Origin of the sequence: Buttiauxella sp. A111 (assembly GCF_014189855.1) — a bacterium.
Taxonomy (GTDB): domain Bacteria; phylum Pseudomonadota; class Gammaproteobacteria; order Enterobacterales; family Enterobacteriaceae; genus Buttiauxella; species Buttiauxella selenatireducens.
In genome coordinates this window covers 228,714-249,858 of sequence record NZ_BJFN01000003.1, presented here as the reverse complement: position 1 = coordinate 249,858, position 21,145 = coordinate 228,714, and the positions used below count along the sequence as shown (strand labels likewise).

At 52.1% G+C, this 21,145-nt stretch carries 22 protein-coding genes; 11 read left to right on the top strand and 11 right to left on the bottom strand.

The features are described 5' to 3' along the window. The first annotated feature begins 19 nt into the window (after positions 1–19). Complete coding sequence (gene chiQ, locus BSPA111_RS10490) at positions 20–346, top strand: ChiQ/YbfN family lipoprotein (protein WP_183271112.1); 327 nt, start codon at positions 20–22, stop codon at positions 344–346. 90 nt (positions 347–436) lie between these two features. Here chiQ and fur read toward each other — a convergent pair whose 3' ends face one another. The 4 genes from fur to ybfF all read right to left on the bottom strand — a co-directional run bounded on the left by fur (position 437) and on the right by ybfF (position 3,047). Further along, on the bottom strand, positions 437–889 hold the full coding sequence (fur, locus tag BSPA111_RS10485) for a ferric iron uptake transcriptional regulator (protein WP_034456677.1): 453 nt from the start codon (positions 887–889) through the stop codon (positions 437–439). Between the two features lie 282 nt (positions 890–1,171). Continuing rightward, positions 1,172–1,702 (bottom strand): flavodoxin FldA, encoded by a 531-nt coding sequence (gene fldA / locus BSPA111_RS10480; protein ID WP_183271111.1) that lies wholly within the window; start codon positions 1,700–1,702, stop codon positions 1,172–1,174. A 151-nt stretch (positions 1,703–1,853) separates the two neighbouring features. Continuing rightward, the gene (ybfE, locus tag BSPA111_RS10475) at positions 1,854–2,135 is read right to left on the bottom strand and encodes a LexA regulated protein (protein WP_121814107.1); all 282 of its coding nucleotides are present in this window, start codon (positions 2,133–2,135) and stop codon (positions 1,854–1,856) included. A gap of 135 nt (positions 2,136–2,270) precedes the next feature. Beyond that, on the bottom strand, positions 2,271–3,047 hold the full coding sequence (gene ybfF / locus BSPA111_RS10470; RefSeq protein WP_183271110.1) for an esterase: 777 nt from the start codon (positions 3,045–3,047) through the stop codon (positions 2,271–2,273). A gap of 184 nt (positions 3,048–3,231) precedes the next feature. Between ybfF and seqA the strand changes: the two genes are divergently transcribed. Next, complete coding sequence (seqA, locus tag BSPA111_RS10465) at positions 3,232–3,777, top strand: replication initiation negative regulator SeqA (RefSeq protein ID WP_183271109.1); 546 nt, start codon at positions 3,232–3,234, stop codon at positions 3,775–3,777. 25 nt (positions 3,778–3,802) lie between these two features. Beyond that, positions 3,803–5,446 (top strand): phosphoglucomutase (alpha-D-glucose-1,6-bisphosphate-dependent), encoded by a 1,644-nt coding sequence (gene pgm / locus BSPA111_RS10460; protein ID WP_183271108.1) that lies wholly within the window; start codon positions 3,803–3,805, stop codon positions 5,444–5,446. 42 nt (positions 5,447–5,488) lie between these two features. On the opposite strand, the gene BSPA111_RS10455 is transcribed toward pgm, so the two are convergent. The 7 genes from BSPA111_RS10455 to kdpF form a co-directional block, all read right to left on the bottom strand. Further along, a complete protein-coding gene (locus tag BSPA111_RS10455; protein WP_183271107.1) occupies positions 5,489–5,917 on the bottom strand; it encodes an EamA family transporter in 429 nt (142 codons plus the stop codon). 36 nt (positions 5,918–5,953) lie between these two features. Beyond that, complete coding sequence (gene kdpE / locus BSPA111_RS10450) at positions 5,954–6,631, bottom strand: two-component system response regulator KdpE (protein WP_183271106.1); 678 nt, start codon at positions 6,629–6,631, stop codon at positions 5,954–5,956. Beyond that, entirely contained in the window at positions 6,628–9,315 is a 2,688-nt protein-coding gene (gene kdpD, locus BSPA111_RS10445; RefSeq protein ID WP_183271105.1) for a two-component system sensor histidine kinase KdpD, read from the bottom strand. The genes kdpE and kdpD overlap by 4 nt, the downstream gene beginning before the upstream one ends. Positions 9,316–9,443: 128 nt before the next feature. After that, positions 9,444–10,028 (bottom strand): potassium-transporting ATPase subunit KdpC, encoded by a 585-nt coding sequence (gene kdpC / locus BSPA111_RS10440; protein ID WP_183271104.1) that lies wholly within the window; start codon positions 10,026–10,028, stop codon positions 9,444–9,446. 10 nt (positions 10,029–10,038) lie between these two features. Then, complete coding sequence (gene kdpB / locus BSPA111_RS10435; protein ID WP_183271103.1) at positions 10,039–12,087, bottom strand: potassium-transporting ATPase subunit KdpB; 2,049 nt, start codon at positions 12,085–12,087, stop codon at positions 10,039–10,041. Between the two features lie 13 nt (positions 12,088–12,100). Continuing rightward, positions 12,101–13,789: a potassium-transporting ATPase subunit KdpA gene (kdpA, locus tag BSPA111_RS10430; protein ID WP_183271102.1), complete on the bottom strand. Its 1,689-nt coding sequence runs from the start codon at positions 13,787–13,789 to the stop codon at positions 12,101–12,103. Next, a complete protein-coding gene (kdpF, locus tag BSPA111_RS10425) occupies positions 13,789–13,878 on the bottom strand; it encodes a K(+)-transporting ATPase subunit F (RefSeq protein ID WP_183271101.1) in 90 nt (29 codons plus the stop codon). Before kdpF ends, kdpA begins: the two co-directional genes overlap by 1 nt. A 308-nt stretch (positions 13,879–14,186) precedes the next feature. On the opposite strand from kdpF, the gene BSPA111_RS10420 reads away from it, so the two are divergent. The 8 genes from BSPA111_RS10420 (at position 14,187) to menC (ending at position 21,139) form a co-directional block, all read left to right on the top strand. Continuing rightward, positions 14,187–14,393 (top strand): YbfA family protein, encoded by a 207-nt coding sequence (locus tag BSPA111_RS10420; protein WP_183271100.1) that lies wholly within the window; start codon positions 14,187–14,189, stop codon positions 14,391–14,393. 87 nt (positions 14,394–14,480) lie between these two features. Beyond that, positions 14,481–14,930 carry a GNAT family N-acetyltransferase gene (locus BSPA111_RS10415; RefSeq protein WP_183271432.1) on the top strand — a complete coding sequence of 150 codons (450 nt, stop codon included), beginning with the start codon at positions 14,481–14,483 and terminating at the stop codon, positions 14,928–14,930. A gap of 70 nt (positions 14,931–15,000) precedes the next feature. Continuing rightward, positions 15,001–15,300 (top strand): stress response protein ElaB, encoded by a 300-nt coding sequence (gene elaB / locus BSPA111_RS10410; RefSeq protein ID WP_183271099.1) that lies wholly within the window; start codon positions 15,001–15,003, stop codon positions 15,298–15,300. A gap of 122 nt (positions 15,301–15,422) precedes the next feature. Next, complete coding sequence (gene menF / locus BSPA111_RS10405; RefSeq protein WP_183271098.1) at positions 15,423–16,730, top strand: isochorismate synthase MenF; 1,308 nt, start codon at positions 15,423–15,425, stop codon at positions 16,728–16,730. 140 nt (positions 16,731–16,870) lie between these two features. Next, the gene (gene menD, locus BSPA111_RS10400; RefSeq protein WP_183271097.1) at positions 16,871–18,541 is read left to right on the top strand and encodes a 2-succinyl-5-enolpyruvyl-6-hydroxy-3-cyclohexene-1-carboxylic-acid synthase; all 1,671 of its coding nucleotides are present in this window, start codon (positions 16,871–16,873) and stop codon (positions 18,539–18,541) included. Then, positions 18,538–19,320 carry a 2-succinyl-6-hydroxy-2,4-cyclohexadiene-1-carboxylate synthase gene (menH, locus tag BSPA111_RS10395; protein ID WP_183271096.1) on the top strand — a complete coding sequence of 261 codons (783 nt, stop codon included), beginning with the start codon at positions 18,538–18,540 and terminating at the stop codon, positions 19,318–19,320. The genes menD and menH overlap by 4 nt, the downstream gene beginning before the upstream one ends. After that, complete coding sequence (menB, locus tag BSPA111_RS10390) at positions 19,317–20,174, top strand: 1,4-dihydroxy-2-naphthoyl-CoA synthase (protein WP_183271095.1); 858 nt, start codon at positions 19,317–19,319, stop codon at positions 20,172–20,174. The genes menH and menB overlap by 4 nt, the downstream gene beginning before the upstream one ends. Continuing rightward, complete coding sequence (gene menC, locus BSPA111_RS10385) at positions 20,174–21,139, top strand: o-succinylbenzoate synthase (protein ID WP_183271094.1); 966 nt, start codon at positions 20,174–20,176, stop codon at positions 21,137–21,139. Before menB ends, menC begins: the two co-directional genes overlap by 1 nt. Positions 21,140–21,145 lie beyond the last annotated feature (6 nt).

The window sequence follows — 21,145 nt, the reverse complement described above, 5'->3', positions numbered from 1 at the left end:
TTTGTTAAGGATATCGAGCATGAAAAAAATCATTTTGGTTACGGTGATGGCTTTAGGTTTGAGCGCCTGCGCACAGCCTAAAACAGCACCAGAAGATTCAAAGCTGAAACAAGCTTATAGCGCTTGTATCAATACCGCCGAAGGAAATCCTGATAAAATTCAGGCGTGCCAAAGCGTTTTGAATGTGTTGAGTCAAGAGAAGGAACACCAGGAGTTCGCACAGAAAGAGACAGTTCGTACTCTTGATTACCAGAACTGCATCCAGGCAACTCGTACCGGTAATGACCAGGCCGTTAAAGCTAAATGCGATAAAATCTGGCAAGAAATTCGCGCTAACAATAAATAATTGTCGCGTTCAGCCAATAAAAAAACCGGTGAGCTTCCTCACCGGTTTTTTTATATCTGACCACCGGGTTAGCGTGGTCAAATGTGCGGATTATTTTTCGCTGATTTCGTGTGCATTTTCGTCGGTACGGCAATCACCTTCAGCGCAGTGACCATACAGGTACAGGCTGTGGTTAGTCAGACGAATGCCATGGCGTGATGCGATTTCACGCTGACGGGCTTCGATTGAATCATCACTAAATTCAATAACTTTGCCGCAGTCCAGGCAAATCAAATGGTCGTGGTGATGCTGTTGTGTCAGCTCGAATACGGATTTGCCGCCTTCGAAATTATGACGAGTAACAATGCCTGCATCATCAAACTGGTTTAGTACACGATAAACGGTGGCGAGACCAATCTCTTCGCCCATATCAATCAGACGTTTATATAAGTCTTCCGCACTGACGTGGTGGTTCACCGGACCCTGCAACACTTCAAGGATTTTTAATCGTGGAAGCGTGACTTTCAGGCCGGCCTTCTTTAATGCGGTATTATTGTCAGTCATGCGGAAATTGTCCTGTTGCTTAACGGATCGCTCGGACTCAGGGTGAGCGTTAAGATGAATGCGTCTCATTATAGAACTGTCAATTCTAAATGGGAACCGCAAGTATTATGCATAATCAAGCTAAAAAATGGCGGCTGAGTCGCGATTTATTTGCCTTGTTAGCTATTTAGTCAGGAGGTCATTGTACAGGGACAAACTGAAAAGTTAAAAATTTGTAGCGATTATTTTAATCGGAATAATCTATCAATGTGACGCGACCCACTAGCCGCGTCACACCGAGCATCAAGCGTTGAGGATATCAGCCAGGTTCAGTTCTTCAGAAACCTGTTTGACCCATTGTTGAACGCGTTGTGCAGTCAGTTCTGGTTGGCGATCTTCATCAATAGCCAGGCCCACGAAGTGATTGTCGTCAGCAAGACCTTTAGACGCTTCAAAATGGTAACCAGCAGTTGGCCAGTGACCCACGATGGCAGCACCGCGCGGCTCAATAATATCGCGGATAGTACCTAATGCGTCACAGAAGTATTCTGCGTAGTCTTCCTGGTCGCCACAGCCGAAAAGGGCGACCAATTTTCCATTGAAATCAACTTCTTCCAACGTCGGGAAGAAATCATCCCAGTCGCATTGCGCTTCACCGTAATACCACGTTGGAATGCCGAGAAGCAGGATATCGAAGCCTTCCAGGTCTTCTTTGCTGCTCTTAGCAATGTCATGCACCTCAGCAACGTCTTTACCGAGCTGTTTTTGAATCATCTTCGCGATATTTTCGGTGTTACCAGTGTCGCTGCCGAAAAAAATGCCTACGATTGCCATGAGTAAAATAACCTCTTGAAACTTAATGGTATGGTGGCTGCTATTCGGCCACAGATAGGGCAATCATAGCAGAACACAAAGCGCTGCGGAAACTGCTATCACCCTGATGTGCACAGACTGCAACATCGCATTCTGGGCTACAGCATAAAAATTAACTGAGATGCTGCTTCAATTGTGCGAGTAAAATCTCTTCAATCAACTCACTACGACTGATATTGCGCGCTTCAGCCAGATGATTAAGTGCATCTACTGCATCGTTATTGAGCTTTAACTCCACTCGCTTCAGGCCGCGTACTTTATCGCGCTTGAGCTGGTTGCGTTTGTTGATACGCAGCTGCTCATCACGCGTGAGCGGATTAGTTTTTGGTCGCCCGGGGCGACGCTCGTCCGCGAACAGATCTAATGTAGTACGGTCCGTTTGTTCTTTTGCCATGATTAGACTACTGACAGGGAATTCAGGTGGCACGGAGCGGGGTGCTCTGGCGCATTTTAGCGCGCAATCATACATCAGCATGGCTTGCGCGCCAACGCGTTAGCCGCATCTAACGGCCAGTCGGTTTGTTTTTAATCAGTTTGCTGCTGTTCCGTCGATAAAACGATGGATTGCGCGCAAAACAGCATCAGGTTTTTCGGCATGAACCCAGTGACCGGCACCGGCAACTACATGAGCGCGTGCCTGCGGAAACTGTGTAAGCAGTGTTTCGCGGTGCGATTCGTCAACATAAGGAGACGCGCCACCCCGGATAAACAATGCCGGCTCATTCCATGTTGGGATAGTTTGCCAGCCGACAATATTTTCGTATTGTTCCCACAACACCGGCACATTGAATTTCCATTCACCGTCAGCAAAGGACTTCAGCAAAAACTGAATCACGCCTTCTTCATCTATATGTTCGCGCATTACCGCTGCGGCCTGTTGACGAGTTTTCACTCCTGCATCAGTGACGGCATTAATTGCCGCGAAAATTTCATCATGGCGGCGGACGTGATAATCCACAGGCGCGATATCAATCAGCACTAATTTTTCGATGCGCTCAGGGGCAATTGCGGTTAACGCCATCGCCACTTTGCCACCCATGGAATGGCCAATAATAATGGCTTTCTCAAAACCATATTCATCGAGCGTTTCAACCACGTCTTGCGCCATCGCGGCATAGTTCATCTCAGGGCTGCGTGGTGATAATCCGTGATTGCGAAGATCAATTTGCAGCAAGGTGTGCTCTTGTCCAAGGTCGCGGGCCAGCACTCCCAGATTATCAAGGCTACCAAAAAGACCGTGGATCAGGACGATGGGGGAATTACTAGTCGATTGTTGCGCAGTTTGCAGGCGAGCATTCAATTTCATGGCAAAGTTCTTTTTTTTTACTTCGTGAGGTTAGGGTATCATAACGGCATCCTGCCGCTGTGCCGCAAATTTCCAGTTTAGTCTGACTTTGTGGTGTGACAAAAGCTTGGCGCTACCCGAGGTTGGGATTTGCCCCTATAATCCCAACAACTTGTATTCAGAAAAGATATTGCACTGGATTAAGATGAAAACTATTGAAGTTGATGACGAGCTCTATCGCTATATTGCCAGCCATACGCAGCACATTGGTGAAAGCGCGTCCGACATTTTACGGCGCATGTTGAAATTTACCGCCGGCCAAACTCCTGCTACACCAGAAATTACCGGCCAGACAGCCGCTGTTGCTGCTACTCCGGAAGCCAAACCCGTAAATAAATCACGCGATCGTGTTCGTGCGGTACGTGAATTGCTGCTCTCCGATGAATATGCGGAGCAAAAGAAAGCCGTTAATCGTTTTATGATGGTGCTTTCTACTCTGTATACCCTCGACGCACATGCCTTTGGTGAAGCGACCGAATCGCTGCATGGTCGTACGCGGGTCTATTTTGCAGGTAACGAGCAAACGCTGCTGCAAAATGGTAACCAGACAAAACCAAAGCATGTTCCAGGCACACCATACTGGGTGATTACTAACACCAATACGGGCCGTAAATGCAGCATGATCGAACACATCATGCAATCAATGCAGTTCCCGGCGGAATTGATTGAAAAGGTTTGCGGCACAATCTAACACTTCGCGTCAGAAGGAAAGGCTAATGGCTAACCACCCTCGTGCAGGTCAACCGGCACAACAGAGCGATTTGATTAACGTAGCGCAATTGACGGCCCAGTATTATGTGCTGAAGCCGGAACCAGGTAATAGCGAACATGCGGTGAAGTTCGGCACTTCCGGTCACCGTGGTAGTGCGGCACGTCATAGCTTTAACGAACCCCACATTCTGGCCATTGCTCAAGCGATTGCCGAAGATCGTGCAAAAAATGGAATTACCGGGCCGTGCTACGTTGGCAAAGATACCCATGCGCTGTCTGAGCCTGCGTTTATTTCGGTTCTGGAAGTGCTGGCTGCGAACGGTGTGAACGTTATTGTGCAGCAGGCAAACGGCTACACGCCTACGCCGGCAATCTCGCATGCCATTCTGACGCATAACAAAAACGGTGGCGCGCAGGCAGACGGTATCGTTATCACGCCTTCGCACAACCCACCAGACGATGGTGGTATCAAATACAACCCGCCAAACGGTGGCCCGGCTGATACCAACGTCACCAAAGTGGTGGAAGATCGTGCAAATGCGTTGATGGCTGCGGGTTTGAAAGACGTGAAGCGCCTTTCTCTTGATCAGGCATGGGCCAGTGGGCATGTGCAGGAACAAGATCTGGTGCAGCCGTTTATCGAAGGGCTGGTGGATATCGTCGATATGGCCGCTATCCAGAAGGCTGGCCTCAAACTGGGTGTTGATCCGCTCGGTGGTTCCGGTATCGAATACTGGCAGCGTATCGCAAAACACTACAATCTCGATCTGACGATTGTTAACGATCATGTTGATCAAACTTTCCGCTTTATGCATCTGGATAAAGACGGTGCTATCCGTATGGATTGCTCGTCCGAGTGCGCAATGGAAGGTTTGCTGGCTCTGCGTGACAAATTCGACCTGGCATTCGCCAACGACCCAGATTACGACCGCCACGGTATCGTCACGCCAGCAGGCCTGATGAACCCGAACCATTACCTGGCCGTTGCGATTAACTACCTGTTCCAGCATCGCCCGCAGTGGGGCAAAGATGTTGCAGTTGGTAAAACCCTGGTGTCGTCTGCAATGATTGACCGTGTAGTCAACGATTTGGGTCGTAAACTGGTAGAAGTACCGGTGGGCTTCAAATGGTTTGTTGACGGCCTGTTCGATGGCAGCTTCGGTTTTGGTGGCGAAGAAAGTGCTGGGGCATCTTTCCTGCGTTTCGACGGCACACCGTGGTCAACGGATAAAGACGGCATCATCATGTGCTTGCTGGCAGCGGAAATTACCGCCGTTACGGGTAAGAACCCGCAACAGCATTATGACGAACTGGCAGCTCGTTTCGGTGCGCCAAGCTACAACCGTCTGCAAGCTTCCGCGACATCTGCGCAGAAAGCCGCACTGTCCAAACTTTCTCCAGAAATGGTGAGCGCCAGCACATTGGCGGGCGACCCGATTACCGCACGTTTAACGGCCGCTCCAGGCAACGGTGCTTCTATCGGCGGCCTGAAAGTGATGACCGACAACGGCTGGTTTGCTGCTCGTCCTTCCGGTACGGAAGATGCATACAAAATTTACTGTGAAAGTTTCTTAGGCAGCGAACATCGCCTGCAAATTGAGAAAGAAGCGGTAGAGATTGTTAGCGAAGTGCTGAAAAACGCGAAGTAAGAAATTGATTTGAAAAGGGCGCCGCAAGGCGCCTTTTTATCGCTATCCAAGTGCCACCATTAGCGCCCCGCAAGATATCAACGCCACACCAATCCCTGCTACCAGGGAAAGTTTCTCACCGAATAAAATCACCGCAAGTATTACGGCGAACACTACGCTGAGTTTATCGATGGGAGCTACGCGGGAAACATCACCGTTCTTAATCGCCATAAAATAAAACAGCCAGGACAATGCACCTGCAATACCGCTGAGTAATATAAAAAACAGTGCTTTTTTATCCGCCAGCACTGTACCGATAAGATTGAGTTTTCCTTGTACGATCACCACGCCAACCAGAAATGCTGCCATAACAACGGCGCGAATCGCTGTAGCGGTATTTGCGTCTAAATGCTGCAAACCAATTTTGCCGAAAATGGCGACCAAAGCTGCTGTCGCCGCTGAAAGTAATGCGTAAATCAACCAGGCGCTCATAGAACTCTCCCTCTGAATCTACCGGCAAACATGTATTTAAAGCATAAAACGGTAGCCGATTCCGGTTTCGGTAAGCAGATGGCTTGGTCGCGCCGGATCCGTCTCCAGCTTCTGGCGTAAATGCCCCATATAAATGCGTAGATAGTGGCTGTGTTCCACGGCATTTGGCCCCCAAACCTGGCTGAGTAACTGGCGTTGGGTCAGCACTTTTCCGTGGTTATTGATAAGGGTTGCGAGCAGGCGGAACTCAATCGGCGTGAGATGGATTTCTGCGCCATCCCGCGTGATGCGACGGGTGGCAAGGTCAACGGTAATATTTGAAAATTGATAAACCGGATCGGGTTGCGCAAGGCTTGCATGGCGGCGTAAGACGACGCGTAGACGCGCCTGTAGTTCACCAATGCCAAACGGTTTGCTGAGATAGTCGTCGGCACCCGCATCAAGCGCATCTATCTTTACTTGCTCATCGCTACGAGCGGAGAGCACTACAATTGGTGTTTGGCTCCACTGGCGGAAGTCGCGAATAAAATCAATGCCATCACCGTCAGGTAAACCGAGGTCGAGGATCACTAAATCAGGTTTACGCGTGGCCGCTTCCAGCAAGCCCCGTTGCAATGTTTCGGCTTCATGAACGCGCAATGACTCAGCCTCCAGCGCTGTACGCAAGAAGCGGCGGATCTCTTTTTCATCTTCAACAATCAGTACTGATATCACAACGCCTCGTTCATCTCAGCCAGCTCAGGTGATGGTGGTAGAGGTAAAATAACATGAAAACTTGCGCCACCTTCCGGGCGATTCACGGCAAAAATCTTCCCGTCGTGAACTTCGATGATCGCCTGGCAAATTGCCAGACCCAGGCCAACACCCGGAATGGCCGATTCTTTATTGCCCCGGGAAAACTTATCAAAGATGAGCTGCTCTTTGCCAGCCGGAATTCCCGGACCATCGTCCCAGACTTCTAGATCCAGTTTATCAGTCAATGCTTGCGCACGAATGCCAATGTTTGACTGGAACCCTGCATATTTCACGGCATTTTCCAGCAAATTGATCAACACGCGTTCAAACAGCGGGCCATCAACATGAATCAACATCAGTGGGTCGGGCAGCGCCAGCGCAATATGCCGCCCGCCGAGGCTCGGTTCCAGCATCTTCAATGCGCTACCGACCACTTCTTCAAGGGTTAGCCATTCTTTACGCAGATTAAAACCACCGGACTGAATACGCGCCATATCCAGTAAATTGTTCACCAGGCGCGTGGTATTAAGAACATGCTGGCGAATGTCGTTCGCTTGTGGAGCGTGTTTCGACCCTTCAGAAGCCAAATCCAGCGTTAATATTTCTGCCTGGCCAAACAATACGGTCAACGGGGTTCGCAAATCATGAGACAGCGCCGCAAGCAGCGAGTTACGCACTTGCTCGCGTTCGCTGGATAACCGGGCCTGCTCCTCACTTGCGGTCAGCAATAGCCGCTCCAGGGCAGTGGCCGCCAACAACGTGAACGTTTCCAACAAGCGCTGTTGCTCGGGAATCATCAACTGGCGCAAATTACTCGGCTCGACAATCAGCAACCCAAGGGTTTTTTCCGGTGTTTTGAGAGGCAGGATTTGATAGGGCACACCTGGCAGCGTATCGGTGCCTGCACCGGCAGGTTGGCCTTTATCAAAGCTCCAGCGGGCGATGGCTTCATCCCAGTTTTGCGGCTCACCTCGCGCATTGACTCGCTCTAACACACCCTGCGCGTTAGGTAACAATAGCTGGGCGCGGGCATGGAAACTGTTATTAATGAACAGCTCACTGGTGGCCGCGATATCCTGCGGAGTGCGTTCAGCGGCGAGGGCTTTCGACATCTCATACAAGTGGCGAGTGCGCTGCTCGCGATAACGAGCAATCCGCGCCTGATAACGCACGCCAGCGGTGAGATTACCGATAACCAGGCCAACGGTGAGCATCACGGCGAAGGTTAACAAATACTGGATATCAGAGACGGCCAGCGTGCCGTGTGGCGCAATAAAAAACAGATCAAAACTGAGTACGCTTATCACTGTCGCCAGCACCGAAGGCCAGCGACCATAAAACAGCGCCACAATGACGACGCCGAGCAGATAGAGCATCACCAGGTTGGCGGCATCGAAGGCCATTAACCACTGGTTTGCGATAAACGTCGTCAGGGCGCAAAGCGCAATCGCGACAGCGCATCCGCGCATTTGCACGCGCCACTTTTCCGTGAAACTTCGCATGTCGGGCGTCGAAGGAGAAGCAACAGTCGGTTTGTCGTCAAGCGCAACAATCACTAAATCAAGGTCTGGCGCACGGCGGGCAAGTCGGTCAGAAAAAGATTCGCGGCTCCACCAGCGTCGTGTTGTCCGCCGGCCAATAATAATCTTCCCGAGGTTATGTTCCCGGGCGTAACGCAAAACCGCTTTGTCCTCTGCCGGATCGGCAAGGGTGGTCGTTTCAGCTCCCAGCTCTTGAGCCAGGCGTAACGAAGCCAAAATAGCGCGGCGTTGATGTTCGGGTAAACGGTGAAGTTGCGGGGTTTCGACATAAACCGCATGCCACACGCTCCCTAATTTTGCAGCCAGCCTTGCAGCTGTGCGCACCAGTTTTTCATTGCCGGAACTGTGTCCGATACACAGTAAAATGGCGTCGCGTGTATGCCAGACTTTTTCCTGCCCCTGGCTGTCGCGCCAGGCCCGCATTTGGTCGTCAACGCGGTCGGCGGTGCGGCGCAACGCCAGTTCGCGCAGGGCAATCAAATTTCCTTTGCGGAAAAAGTGCTCGATGGCGCGTTCGGCCTGGCCGGAGATATACACTTTGCCTTCATGCAGGCGCTGGCGTAAATCGTCCGGGGGGAGGTCGACCAACACGATTTCATCGGCGGCATCAAAAATAGGGTCGGGCACCGTTTCGCGTACCTGAATACCCGTGACGCCGCCGACGATGTCATTCAGGCTTTCAAGATGCTGCACATTGACGGTGGTAAAGACGTCGATCCCGGCATCCAGCAACTCTTCCACATCCTGCCAGCGCTTGGGGTGGCGCGAACCTGGCGCGTTGCTGTGCGCCAGTTCATCCATCAGGATCAGCGCAGGATTACGCGCAAGTGCCGCGTCGAGATCGAACTCCTGCACCCAGCGTCCACGGTGATGCATACGTTTTGCGGGCTGGATAGCCAGCCCGTCCAGCAGTGCGGCGGTCTCTTTGCGGCCATGAGTTTCCACCACGCCAATCAGGATATCCAGACCTTGCGCTCGCAGTCGCTGCGCTTCTTGCAACATGGCGTAGGTTTTCCCCACGCCAGCACACGCACCGAAGAATATTTTCAGCTTACCGCGCGGGGGGCGACCAACCTGCTCCAGCAGTTTATCTGGATCGGGGCGCAGGGGTTCTTCTGTCATCTCTATTCCTTTATACCCGTCATACTTCAAGTTGTGGGGGTGTTGGCTGCACTCACAAACCCCAGTCACTTACTTTAGTAAGCTCCTGGGGATTTGCTCCCTGGCCGCCTACCCAAAACTCGAATTATTTAGGGTATTGGGTGACTTTGTAAGTCATCCAACGCCCGGTTAACCAGTAACACATTCACCACCGGTTTACCGATGAAACCAACCAGCGGCTGCGTGGTATTTTCCGCCACCAGACGTGTGACTTGTTCTACGGGTAAATGGCGCGCTTTGGCAATTCGTGGAATCTGCCAGGCTGCCGCTTCTGGGGAAATCTGCCCGTCCAGACCGCTGGCCGAAGCCGTTATCAAATCAACGGGAACCGCCGGATTCGCCTGCGGATTCGCCGCACGTAACGCCGCGACACGCTCGGTAATCACTTTGTCGAGCTCGGGGTTACTGCCCGCAAGATTACTACCGCCAGAGGCCATGGGATTATAGGGAGTTTCTGCCGTAGCAGAAGGGCGGCCTTGCAAATACGTTGGCTGGGTAAAATTTTGTCCAATCAAGCTTGAACCACGTACGACGTTAGTATCAAGGATTAACGAGCCGTTGGCTTGCGCCGGGAACCACCACTGCCCTAAAAGTGTGGTCAGCAACGGGTAAAGTCCACCGGTAATCAGGGTGAGCAGAATCAGTAACAGTATAGCGGGACGTAAGGTAGTCATTTTTTTCCCCTTAAACCAGGCCCAAAATGGTCAGTATCAAATCGATAGCTTTGATACCAATAAACGGCACGATTAAACCGCCCAGACCGTAAATCCAGAGATTGCGACGTAACATGGCTGCGGCACTTAGCGGTTTGTAGCTCACACCGCGCAAGGCCAGCGGAATCAAAAAGATGATGATCAACGCGTTAAAAATCACCGCGCTTAAAATCGCGGATGCAGGTGAGTGCAGATGCATCACGTTCAGCGCGTTGAGCTGCGGATAAGTGGCGGCGAACGCGGCGGGAATAATCGCGAAATACTTCGCCACGTCGTTGGCAATACTGAAAGTGGTCAGCGAACCACGGGTCATCAGCATCTGTTTACCGATGTGCACCACTTCAATCAGCTTGGTGGGGTTGGAATCCAGGTCCACCATATTGCCGGCTTCTTTCGCCGCCTGCGTACCGGAGTTCATGGCAACCGCCACATCTGCTTGCGCCAGAGCAGGCGCATCGTTGGTGCCATCGCCAGTCATCGCGACTAAACGACCTTCGGCCTGATACTGGCGAATCAGGGCCAGTTTAGCTTCCGGAGTCGCTTCAGACAGGAAATCATCCACACCCGCTTCCGCAGCAATCGCCGCAGCCGTCAGGCGGTTATCACCCGTGATCATGACGGTTTTAATGCCCATCTGGCGCAGTTGAGCGAAACGTTCCTTGATGCCGCCTTTGACGATATCTTTCAGCGCGATAACGCCCAGCACATTGGCACCTTCAGCAACCACCAGCGGTGTTCCGCCCGTGCGTGCCACACCTTCCACCAGCGTATCAATCTGTGGCGGAAACTGGCCGCCGTTGGCTTCAACGTGGCGACGAATGGCATCAACCGAACCTTTGCGAATCATGCGGTCCTGAATGTTGATACCGCTCATCCGCGTTTGCGCGGTGAACGGCACAAAAGTGGCATGCAAGTTTTGCACATCGCGCTCGCGCAAGTTAAAGCGCTGCTTTGCCAGCACCACGATGCTGCGGCCTTCCGGCGTTTCATCGGCAAGTGATGAAAGCTGCGCTGCGTCGGCCAGGGTTTTTTCTTCAATCCCCGGAGCGGGTAAAAACTCAGAAGCCTGGCGATTACCCAGCGTGATGGTGCCGGTTTTATCCAACAGCAACACATCGACATCACCTGCGGCTTCGACAGCACGTCCGCTGGTGGCAATGACGTTTGCGCCCAGCATACGGCTCATCCCGGCGACACCAATTGCGGAAAGTAGCCCGCCGATGGTGGTTGGAATCAAACAGACCAGCAGTGCAATCAGCACCGTGACGCTGACCGCCACGCCGCCATACTGCGAGAACGGCCAAAGCGTTGCGGTTGCCAGTAAAAAGACAATCGTCAGCGCCACCAGTAAAATCGTCAGCGCGATTTCGTTTGGCGTTTTGCGGCGTTGTGCGCTTTCCACCATGGCAATCATACGGTCGAGGAAGGTTTCGCCAGGGTTCACGCTGCACTGAATCACCAGCCAGTCAGAAAGAATGCGCGTCCCGCCCGTTACCGAGGCAAAGTCGCCGCCGGACTCACGGATAACCGGTGCTGACTCGCCAGTAATCGCACTTTCATCTACCGACGCGCCGCCTTCCAGCACTTCACCATCGCACGGGATAATATCGCCCGCTTCAACCAGCACGATGTCGCCTTTACGCAAGTCAGCGGCAGGGACGTGGTCCATCGGGGCATCGTGTTGTGGCGCGCGCAATTTGCGAGCCCAACTGGTTTTCTTCACCCCTTTCAGACTATTGGCTTGTGCTTTACTGCGGCCTTCCGCCAGTGCTTCGGCAAAGTTGGCAAACAGCACGGTAAACCACAGCCAGACGCCGATCGCGGCAGTAAACGGTGCGTCACCCTGAAGTTTCCCACTGAACATGGCGATCGCCAGAATGGTGGTCATCACGCTGCCAACCCAAACGATAAACATCACCGGGTTACGCCACTGCACTTGTGGCGTCAGTTTTTTAAAGGAATCAATTAGCGCCTGACGAATCAGCGATGGTTCAAATAGCGCCTGTTGCTTGCGACTCATGGAAGCCTCTTAATCACAAATTCACTAAGGAAAGGTGTTCCGCAACCGGGCCTAATGCGAGGGCGGGAATAAAGGTCAGTGCACCCACTAACAACACGGTGCCAATCAGCAAACCGATAAACAGCGGGCCGTGAGTCGGTAAAGTACCGACGCCTGCTGACTGTGATTTTTTGGTGACCAGCGAACCGGCAATAGCCATCACGGGCACAATCACGGCGAAGCGACCAAACCACATGCACACAGCCAGAAGAATGTTCCAGAAAGGTGTATTGGCACTTAACCCAGCAAAGGCGCTACCGTTGTTGTTTGCGGCAGAAGAAACCGCGTAGAGCACTTCGCTAAAACCATGAATGCCAGGATTGAAAATCCCTGCACGACCTGCATCGGTCATCATCGCCAGCGCAGTGCCGAGCAGCACCAGTGTTGGTGTCACCAGAATCGCCATCGCAGTCATTTTCATCTCTGCCACGTCGATTTTTTTACCCAGATATTCCGGCGTGCGGCCAATCATCAATCCGGCGATAAATACCGTCAGCAGAACGAACAACAACATGCCGTACAGCCCAGAGCCGACGCCGCCAAACACCACTTCACCAATCTGCATCAGCCACATTGGGATCATGCCGCCTAGCGCAGTAAAGGAGTCATGCATTGCGTTGACCGCCCCACAAGATGCGGCGGTGGTAATCACCGAGAACAAGCTGGTGGCCAGAATGCCAAAGCGGCTCTCTTTACCTTCCATATTGATGTTGCTGTCAGCGCCGAGTAGGGTGAAATGCGTATTGCCGCGAGTTTCGGCCCACATCACCACCACCACGCAGATAACAAAAATCACCGCCATCGCCCATAAAATAGCGCGGCCCTGGCGTCGGTCCCCGACGGCTTCACCAAAAGCGAAACACAGTGCTGCGGGGATCAGGAAGATCGCCAGCATCTGTACGAAGTTGGTCAGCGCCGTTGGGTTCTCAAACGGGTGTGAAGAGTTAGCATTAAAGAAACCGCCGCCATTGGTGCCCAACATTTTGATCGCTTCTTGCGAGGCGACCGGGCCCATCGGCAACACCTGGTGTACACCTTCCAGTGAGGTGAACGGTTGATACGGAGCGATGTTCTGTAAGGTTCCCTGGCTGATAAAGAACAACGCAATCAGCAACGCAATCGGCATCAAGATGTAGAGAGTGATGCGGGTTAAATCGACCCACGCGTTGCCTAAGGTGTTAGCACTTTGGCGAGAGAAGGCGCGAATCAGTGCAAACACCACCGCAATCCCTGTTGCCGCTGACAGGAAGTTTTGCACCGTCAAACCCACCATTTGGCTGAAGTAACTCAGCGTGGTTTCACCGCTGTAAGACTGCCAATTGGTGTTGGAGACAAAACTAACTGCTGTATTGAGCGCCAGATGCCAGGAGAGGCCGGGTAATTGCTGCGGATTGAGGGGCAAGTTTCCCTGGGTCATTAAGATGACAAAAAGCACCAGCAAACCCAACACGTTAAATAACAGTATGGCTCCCAGATAGTGCTTCCAGTTCATTTCTCTGGTGGAGTCGCTCCCCAATACTTTCCACCACAGTGCATCCATTTTCCCGACAACGGGCACAGATTCGCCTTCAATCAAGCGAGCCAGCACGCTGCCCAACGGTTTTGCCAGGGCGAAAAGCACCAGCAAGAAGCTGGCAATTAATAAAAATCCGGAGGCGGCCATCAGAATGCCTCCGCATTAATCAGGGCATAAATTAAATATCCCAACAGCACAAACACCAGCACCACGCCAGCTATTACGCCTGTACTCACAATCCACCTCGGCAGTTATTAGGAATTGCAGAGAGTGTGAAACTTCGGGTGCAAAGATGTCGTAAAAGTCTGAGGGCGGGGTGTAAAAAAAGTATAAAAATGAGAAAAGCCATTAATTAACTAATGGTTAGTATTTATTTAACATGTTTGTAACTTAATTACAGGTAGGATTGTAAATAAGTGGCAAAAAGTGGCTTTAAGTGGTCGGAGGAGTAGTAAACTTTCAGCCAATGAGATAATATTTTCACCAGATAACAAGTTCTAATTTCCCGGTGTTTGCTACCGGTCACATAAAGAGGGAGAAACCTATGACTTTATATAAAGACTATCCTGTGCATCAGGTTTTCCTGCGTCGCGCATTCGTTGTTTTAGCAGGCGTTCTGACGCTGCCGGTGATGCTGTTCTGGAAAGATCGCGCCCGTTTTTACAGCTACCTGCACCGCGTGTGGTCCAAAACCAGTGAGAAACCGGTGTGGATGGCACAGGCCGAAGCCGCTTCCGGTGATTTTTACTGAGTTCGCTGAAATTGAAAAAAACCGCCACTTGCTGGCGGTTTTTTTATGCGTGAAGATAAGGGCTCAAACCATGAAAAAGGGCAGAACATGTTGATTTGGCAAGATCTACACCATTCAGAACTGAGCGTGACCGATCTCTACACACTTTTGGCACTGCGCAATGAAGTCTTTGTGGTCGAGCAAAACTGCCCGTATCAGGACATCGATGGCGACGATTTGGTGGGTGAAAACCGCCATATTCTTGGCTGGCAGGACGGTAAGCTGGTGGCTTATGCTCGTATCCTGAAAAGCGAAAACGAATTTGAGCCGGTGGTGATTGGCCGTGTCATTATCGACAAAAGTGTCCGTGGCGAAAAACTCGGGTATCAGTTAATGGAACAAGCAATGGCTTCCTGTCAGCAATATTGGCCGGAAAAAGCGGTGTATTTAGGTGCGCAGGCGCATTTGCAGTCGTTTTATGCGCATTTTGGTTTTAAACCTGTTACCGACATCTACGATGAAGACGGTATTGCGCACATTGGTATGGCGAACCGTTAATCACTGAGCGAAAAGTATTAGTATTGTCTATAGTTAGCGGACGAGTATTTTTTAAACACGGAGAACAGTGATGCAACCGTATGAATCTCGTCTTGATGATGATTTATCTTTACTGAGTGATACGCTCGAAGAAGTACTGCGTTCCTCTGGCGACCCTGCTGACCAAAAGTATATTGAGCTGAAAGAGCGCGCCGAACGGGCGCTGAGTGACGTCAAAGCTCGGGTCAGCAGTGCGTCCGACAATTACTACTATCGTGCGAAAAAAGTCGTTTATCGCGCCGATGATTACGTCCATGACAAACCATGGCAAGGCATTGGTGTAGGTGCGGCTGCAGGCTTAGTGTTAGGCCTTTTGTTAGCCAGACGCTAGAGTAGAATCGGTACACAAATTCACCGTGTGCCGATTAAAGAAAATCTTACCCATTGGGTGGGATTTTTTTTTGCCGCCATGACCACGTATAATCAGGGGTTTTCAGGGAAGGTGAGGTAAACGTGAATTCAGTTTCTGTCGCGCTGCAACAGTTACAGCTTGCATTGAACGCAGAATTTGCGGACGCGCCAGGGTTACAGCAAATATCGTTTGCCGTAACTCTGAGTGATGCCTCAGATGCTCTTGCGTGGTTGACCACCCAGCGTCTTTATCCTCAATTCTACTGGCAACAGCGCAATGGTGATGATGAAATCGCCGCACTAGGCCTGGTACGTCAGTTCAATACATTAGAATCGGCGAGATCATTTCTTGATGATTATGCCGACCAGCCGGCGGTTCGTATCACTGGCGTCAATGCGTTCGACCCCAACCGCAGTTTTTTATTTATCCCAAGGCTTGAATGGCGACGGACCGGAGGGGGTGCACAGCTTCATCTGCATCTTTACAGCGAAACGTCCTTAAAGGATGATGCGCGTGCAGCACAAGCCTTCCTTGAGCAACTCCTGCCTGCCAAACAACTACCGCAACAGCACCTGAATTGCGTGGGCGAACAACATATTCCCACGCAGCCTGAATGGCTGACGCTTATTGACCGCGCCATTACAGCGATTGAACAACACGAACTCGACAAAGTGGTTCTCGCGAGGGCCACCGATCTGCAATTTACCGCTGCGGTTTCTGCGGCTGGTTTTATGGCTGCAAGCCGTCGGGTGAATCTGAATTGTTATCATTTTTTAATCGTGTTTGATGCCAACAATGCATTCCTCGGTTCAAGCCCAGAACGCTTGTGGCGGCGCATCGATACCGCATTGCGCACTGAGGCATTAGCCGGAACCGTGGCGAATCACCCTGACGATCACCGCGCCTGGACGCTGGCGCAGTGGCTGCTAAAAGATGATAAAAACCAACGTGAAAATATGCTGGTGGTTGAAGACATCTGCCAACGTTTACATAAAACGGTGGGGGCGATAGACGTGCTGCCACCACAAGTTGTGCGCTTGCGGAAAGTACAGCATTTACGCCGTTGCATTTGGACCGATCTCGCGCAACCTGACGACGCGGCGTGCCTTGCAATGTTGCAGCCCACGGCTGCTGTGGCAGGCTTACCGCGAGAAGTCGCGCGGGAATTTATCGCCAAAAATGAACCCTTCGAGCGTGAATGGTACGCGGGTTCAGCAGGATATTTGTCACAACGCCAGTCTGAGTTTTGCGTCGCGTTACGCTCGGCAAAAATCACCAATAATATTGTCCGTCTGTATGCCGGAGCTGGCATTGTTGCGGGGTCAGACGCGGCAGAAGAATGGCAAGAAATAGAAAATAAAGCGGCGGGGTTGCGAACGTTGTTAACGAAAGATACCCGTCATACTTGAAGTTGTCTCAACGTTGGCCGCACTCTTGGCCTTGATACAACTCCAATTATTTAGGGTATAGATAGATAACTAACCCATATCAAAATAACCGTTCTAACAATATTTATAATGAGTCAGCAAAATTGACTCAGGACTTAATCATGTCGATAAGCTCATTTAACCGCCGTTGGGCTACGGTAATTCTTGAAGCGCTAACCCGTCACGGTGTCCGCCATGTGTGCGTGGCGCCTGGTTCGCGTTCTACTCCGCTTACCCTTGGTGCGGCTGAAAATCGGGCTTTCATCTGTCATACGCATTTTGACGAACGTGGTTTAGGTCATCTTGCACTGGGTCTGGCAAAAGCCAGTCAGGCCCCGGTTGCGATCATCGTGACATCCGGGACGGCCGTCGCCAATCTCTATCCGGCGATTATTGAGGCCGGTTTGACGGGCGAAAAACTGGTGGTATTGACCGCCGACCGCCCACCAGAGCTTATTGATTGCGGTGCCAATCAGGCAATTCGCCAGCCTGGAATTTTCAGTTCCCATCCGACTCAATCGATTAATTTGCCGCGACCAACGCAGGACATTCCTGCGCGCTGGCTGGTTTCGACCATTGATAACGCGCTCGGCCAACTTATGGGTGGCGCCGTTCACATCAATTGCCCCTTTGCCGAGCCGCTTTACGGTGAACAAGATGAAACGGGCATGAGTTGGCAACAGGCGCTTGGCGACTGGTGGCAAAGTGATAAACCCTGGTTGCGAATGGGCAGTGCTCAGGAAGTGATAAAACAACGCGACTGGTTCTTCTGGCGGCAAAAACGCGGCGTAGTTGTTGCCGGGCGTTTGAATGCCGATGAAGGAAAGCAGGTTGCTTCATGGGCGAAAACATTGGGTTGGCCGCTGATTGGTGATGTGTTATCGCAAACCGGGCAGCCGCTGCCCTGTGCGGATTTATGGCTGAGCAACAGCCAGGCCGTCACTGAACTTGCCGAGGCGCAAATCATTATCCAGTTTGGCTGCAGCCTGACTGGAAAACGCGTTTTGCAGTGGCAATCTGCGTGTGAGCCAGAAGAGTACTGGCTCGTGGATAACTTGCCAAACCGGCTTGATCCTGCGAATCACCGTGGCCGCCGTTTAGCCTGCGACATTATTCAATGGCTGGAGCTTCATCCGGCAGAAAAACGCGCCGCATGGGATGAGAAATTAACGACCCTGGCAAAAATCGCGCAGCAGGCGGTGAAGAAGGGCACCGTTGAATTTGGTGAGGCACAAATAGCCGCTCGTTTACCTGAATTGTTGCCGGATGGCGGGCAATTGTTTGTCGGCAACAGCCTGATTGTTCGGCTCGTGGACTCTTTTGCTCAGTTGCCTGCGGGTTATCCGGTTTACAGCAACCGTGGCGCAAGTGGTATTGACGGATTGCTCTCGACTGCTGCGGGTGTGCAACGCGCGACTGCTCGTTCGACGCTTGCGATCGTGGGGGATCTTTCTGCGTTGTACGATCTCAATTCGCTGGCGTTATTACGCCAGGTTTCCGCGCCGTTCGTTTTGCTGATCGTGAATAATAATGGTGGACAGATTTTCTCGTTGTTACCCACCCCGGCCGAGGAACGCGAACGTTTTTATTGCATGCCGCAAAACGTCAATTTTGCCCACGCGGCGGCGATGTTTAACCTGAGTTATCACAACCCGACAAGCTGGGATGAATTGCAGGATGCGGTCAGCAACGCCTGGTTGCGCCCGCAAACCACCATCATCGAGGCGACCGTGGCTGAAACCGACGGCGCGCAAACCTTACAGAATTTACTGGCGCAGGTTAGCCAGGCATGATCCTGCATGCGGTTTATCGCGAAGGGCGTGATGCCCGTTTACCGTGTCTTGTCTGGCTGCATGGTTTCTTAGGAAGCCTGCGTGAGTGGGATGCGGTGAGCGAGAGTTTTATCGACTGGCCGCAACTGCGCATCGATTTACCCGGTCACGGAAAATCAGCCGATATTACGGCGAGCGACTTTCATCAGGTCGATCAACTTCTGCGAAAAACGCTGCTTAGTTACAACATCCTAAAATACTGGTTAATCGGCTACTCCCTTGGCGGGCGCGTCGCGATGTACCATGCTTGTCAGGGGGAAAACTCCGGTCTGTGCGGCCTGGTGGTCGAGGGGAGTCATCCTGGCCTTGCGGATGAAAACGCCCGTCGTGAAAGACAGGCCAGTGACCATCTATGGGGGCAGCGTTTACGTAACGAAGCGCTACAAGATGTGCTCCACGCCTGGTATCAACAACCGGTATTTCAGTCGCTTAATGACCAACAACGCACGGCACTTATCGCTTTGCGGAGTCAAAATAATGCCGCAAGCCTTGCGGCAATGCTTGAGGCGACATCGTTGGGAAACCAACCGGATTTACGGGCGGCGCTTCAGCAAATCCCTCAGCCTTTTTACTATCTTTGTGGTGAGCTGGACGAAAAATTTCGTTCCGTGGCGCACAGCCTGGCTCTTACACCGCATCTTATTACTGCCGCAGGCCACAACGCGCATCGGGACAATCCCGTCGCTTTCAGCGCTTGCCTGCTCAATTTATTGCGAAAACCTATCGAGGATACACCATGATTTACCCAGATGAACAAATGCTCTATGCCCCGATTGAATGGCAGGATTGCTCGGAAGGTTACACTGATATCCGCTATCACAAGTCTGCCGATGGCATCGCTAAAATCACCATCAACCGCCCTGAAGTTCGCAACGCATTCCGCCCGCTGACCGTGAAAGAGATGATCAATGCGCTGGCTGATGCACGTTATGACGACAATATCGGCACCATCATTCTGACTGGCGAAGGTGAAAAAGCCTTCTGCGCAGGCGGCGATCAAAAGGTACGCGGCGATTACGGCGGTTACCAGGACGCAAGCGGTACCCATCATCTGAATGTGCTCGATTTCCAGCGCCAGATCCGTACCTGTCCAAAACCTGTTGTCGCGATGGTTGCCGGGTTCTCTATCGGTGGCGGCCACGTTCTGCATATGATGTGCGACCTGACTATTGCCGCGGAAAATGCGGTATTCGGTCAGACTGGCCCGAAAGTCGGCTCGTTCGACGGTGGTTGGGGCGCATCATACATGGCGCGTATTGTCGGCCAGAAAAAAGCGCGTGAAATCTGGTTCCTGTGCCGTCAGTACGATGCGAAAGAAGCGTTGGATATGGGCCTGGTGAACACCGTGGTACCGAACGCCGATCTGGAAAAAGAGACCGTACGTTGGTGTCGTGAAATGCTACAAAACAGCCCAATGGCGCTGCGTTGCCTGAAAGCTGCGCTGAATGCTGACTGCGACGGTCAGGCGGGTCTGCAAGAACTGGCGGGTAACGCCACTATGCTGTTCTACATGACCGAAGAAGGTCAGGAAGGCCGCAATGCGTTCAACCAAAAACGCCAGCCTGATTTCAGCAAATTCAAACGGAATCCGTAATGCGTCAGGTCGAACTCTGGCGCTTTCAGGTGCCGATGGATGCGGGAGTGGTGCTGCGCAATCAGCGCCTGAAAACGCGCGACGGGCTACTGGTGCGCCTGACGGACGGCGACAAACAAGGCTTTGGCGAAATTTCGCCATTGCCGGGTTTTAGTGCTGAAACTGTCGAGGATGCCAAGGCTGTGGCGCTGGGCTGGTTGCAGGGCTGGCAAGCGGGTGATGGCGGCGAGTTGCCAGACATGCCTTCGGTGGCATTTGGCCTGAGTTGCGCGCTGGCGGAAATCAGCGGTGAATTACCACAAGCGGCGGATTACCGTGCCGCACCGTTGTGTACCGGGGACCCGGATGAACTGTTTGCCATGCTCGATGCCATCCCTGGCGAGAAAATCGCGAAGGTGAAAGTGGGATTGTACGAAGCCGTGCGCGACGGAATGGTGGTGAATTTGTTGTTGGAGGCCATCCCAGATTTACGTTTGCGTCTTGATGCAAACCGTGGATGGACGCCGCTCAAAGCCCAGCAGTTCGCTAAATACGTCAATCCAGATTACCGCCCGCGTATCGCGTTTATCGAAGAGCCGTGCAAAACCCGCGAGCAATCTCGCGAATTTGCCCGTGAAACGGGGATTGCCATCGCGTGGGATGAGAGTTTGCGTGAACCTGGCTTTGAGTTTGCCGCCGAGCCCGGTGTTACGGCGCTGGTTATCAAGCCAACGCTGACGGGCAGTCTGGAAAAAGTCCGACAACAAGTAGAACAGATTCATGCGTTAGGATTGACTGCGGTCATTAGCTCCTCCATCGAATCAAGCCTCGGTTTGACACAGCTGGCGAGGATTGCCGCGTGGTTAACACCGCAAACTCTTCCCGGTTTAGATACTTTGTCATTGATGCAGGCGCAATTGGTGCGTGAATGGCCAAACAGCCCGTTACCTTGCTGGTCGCTGGAATCCCTTGAGCGTGTACTGTGAGTGATC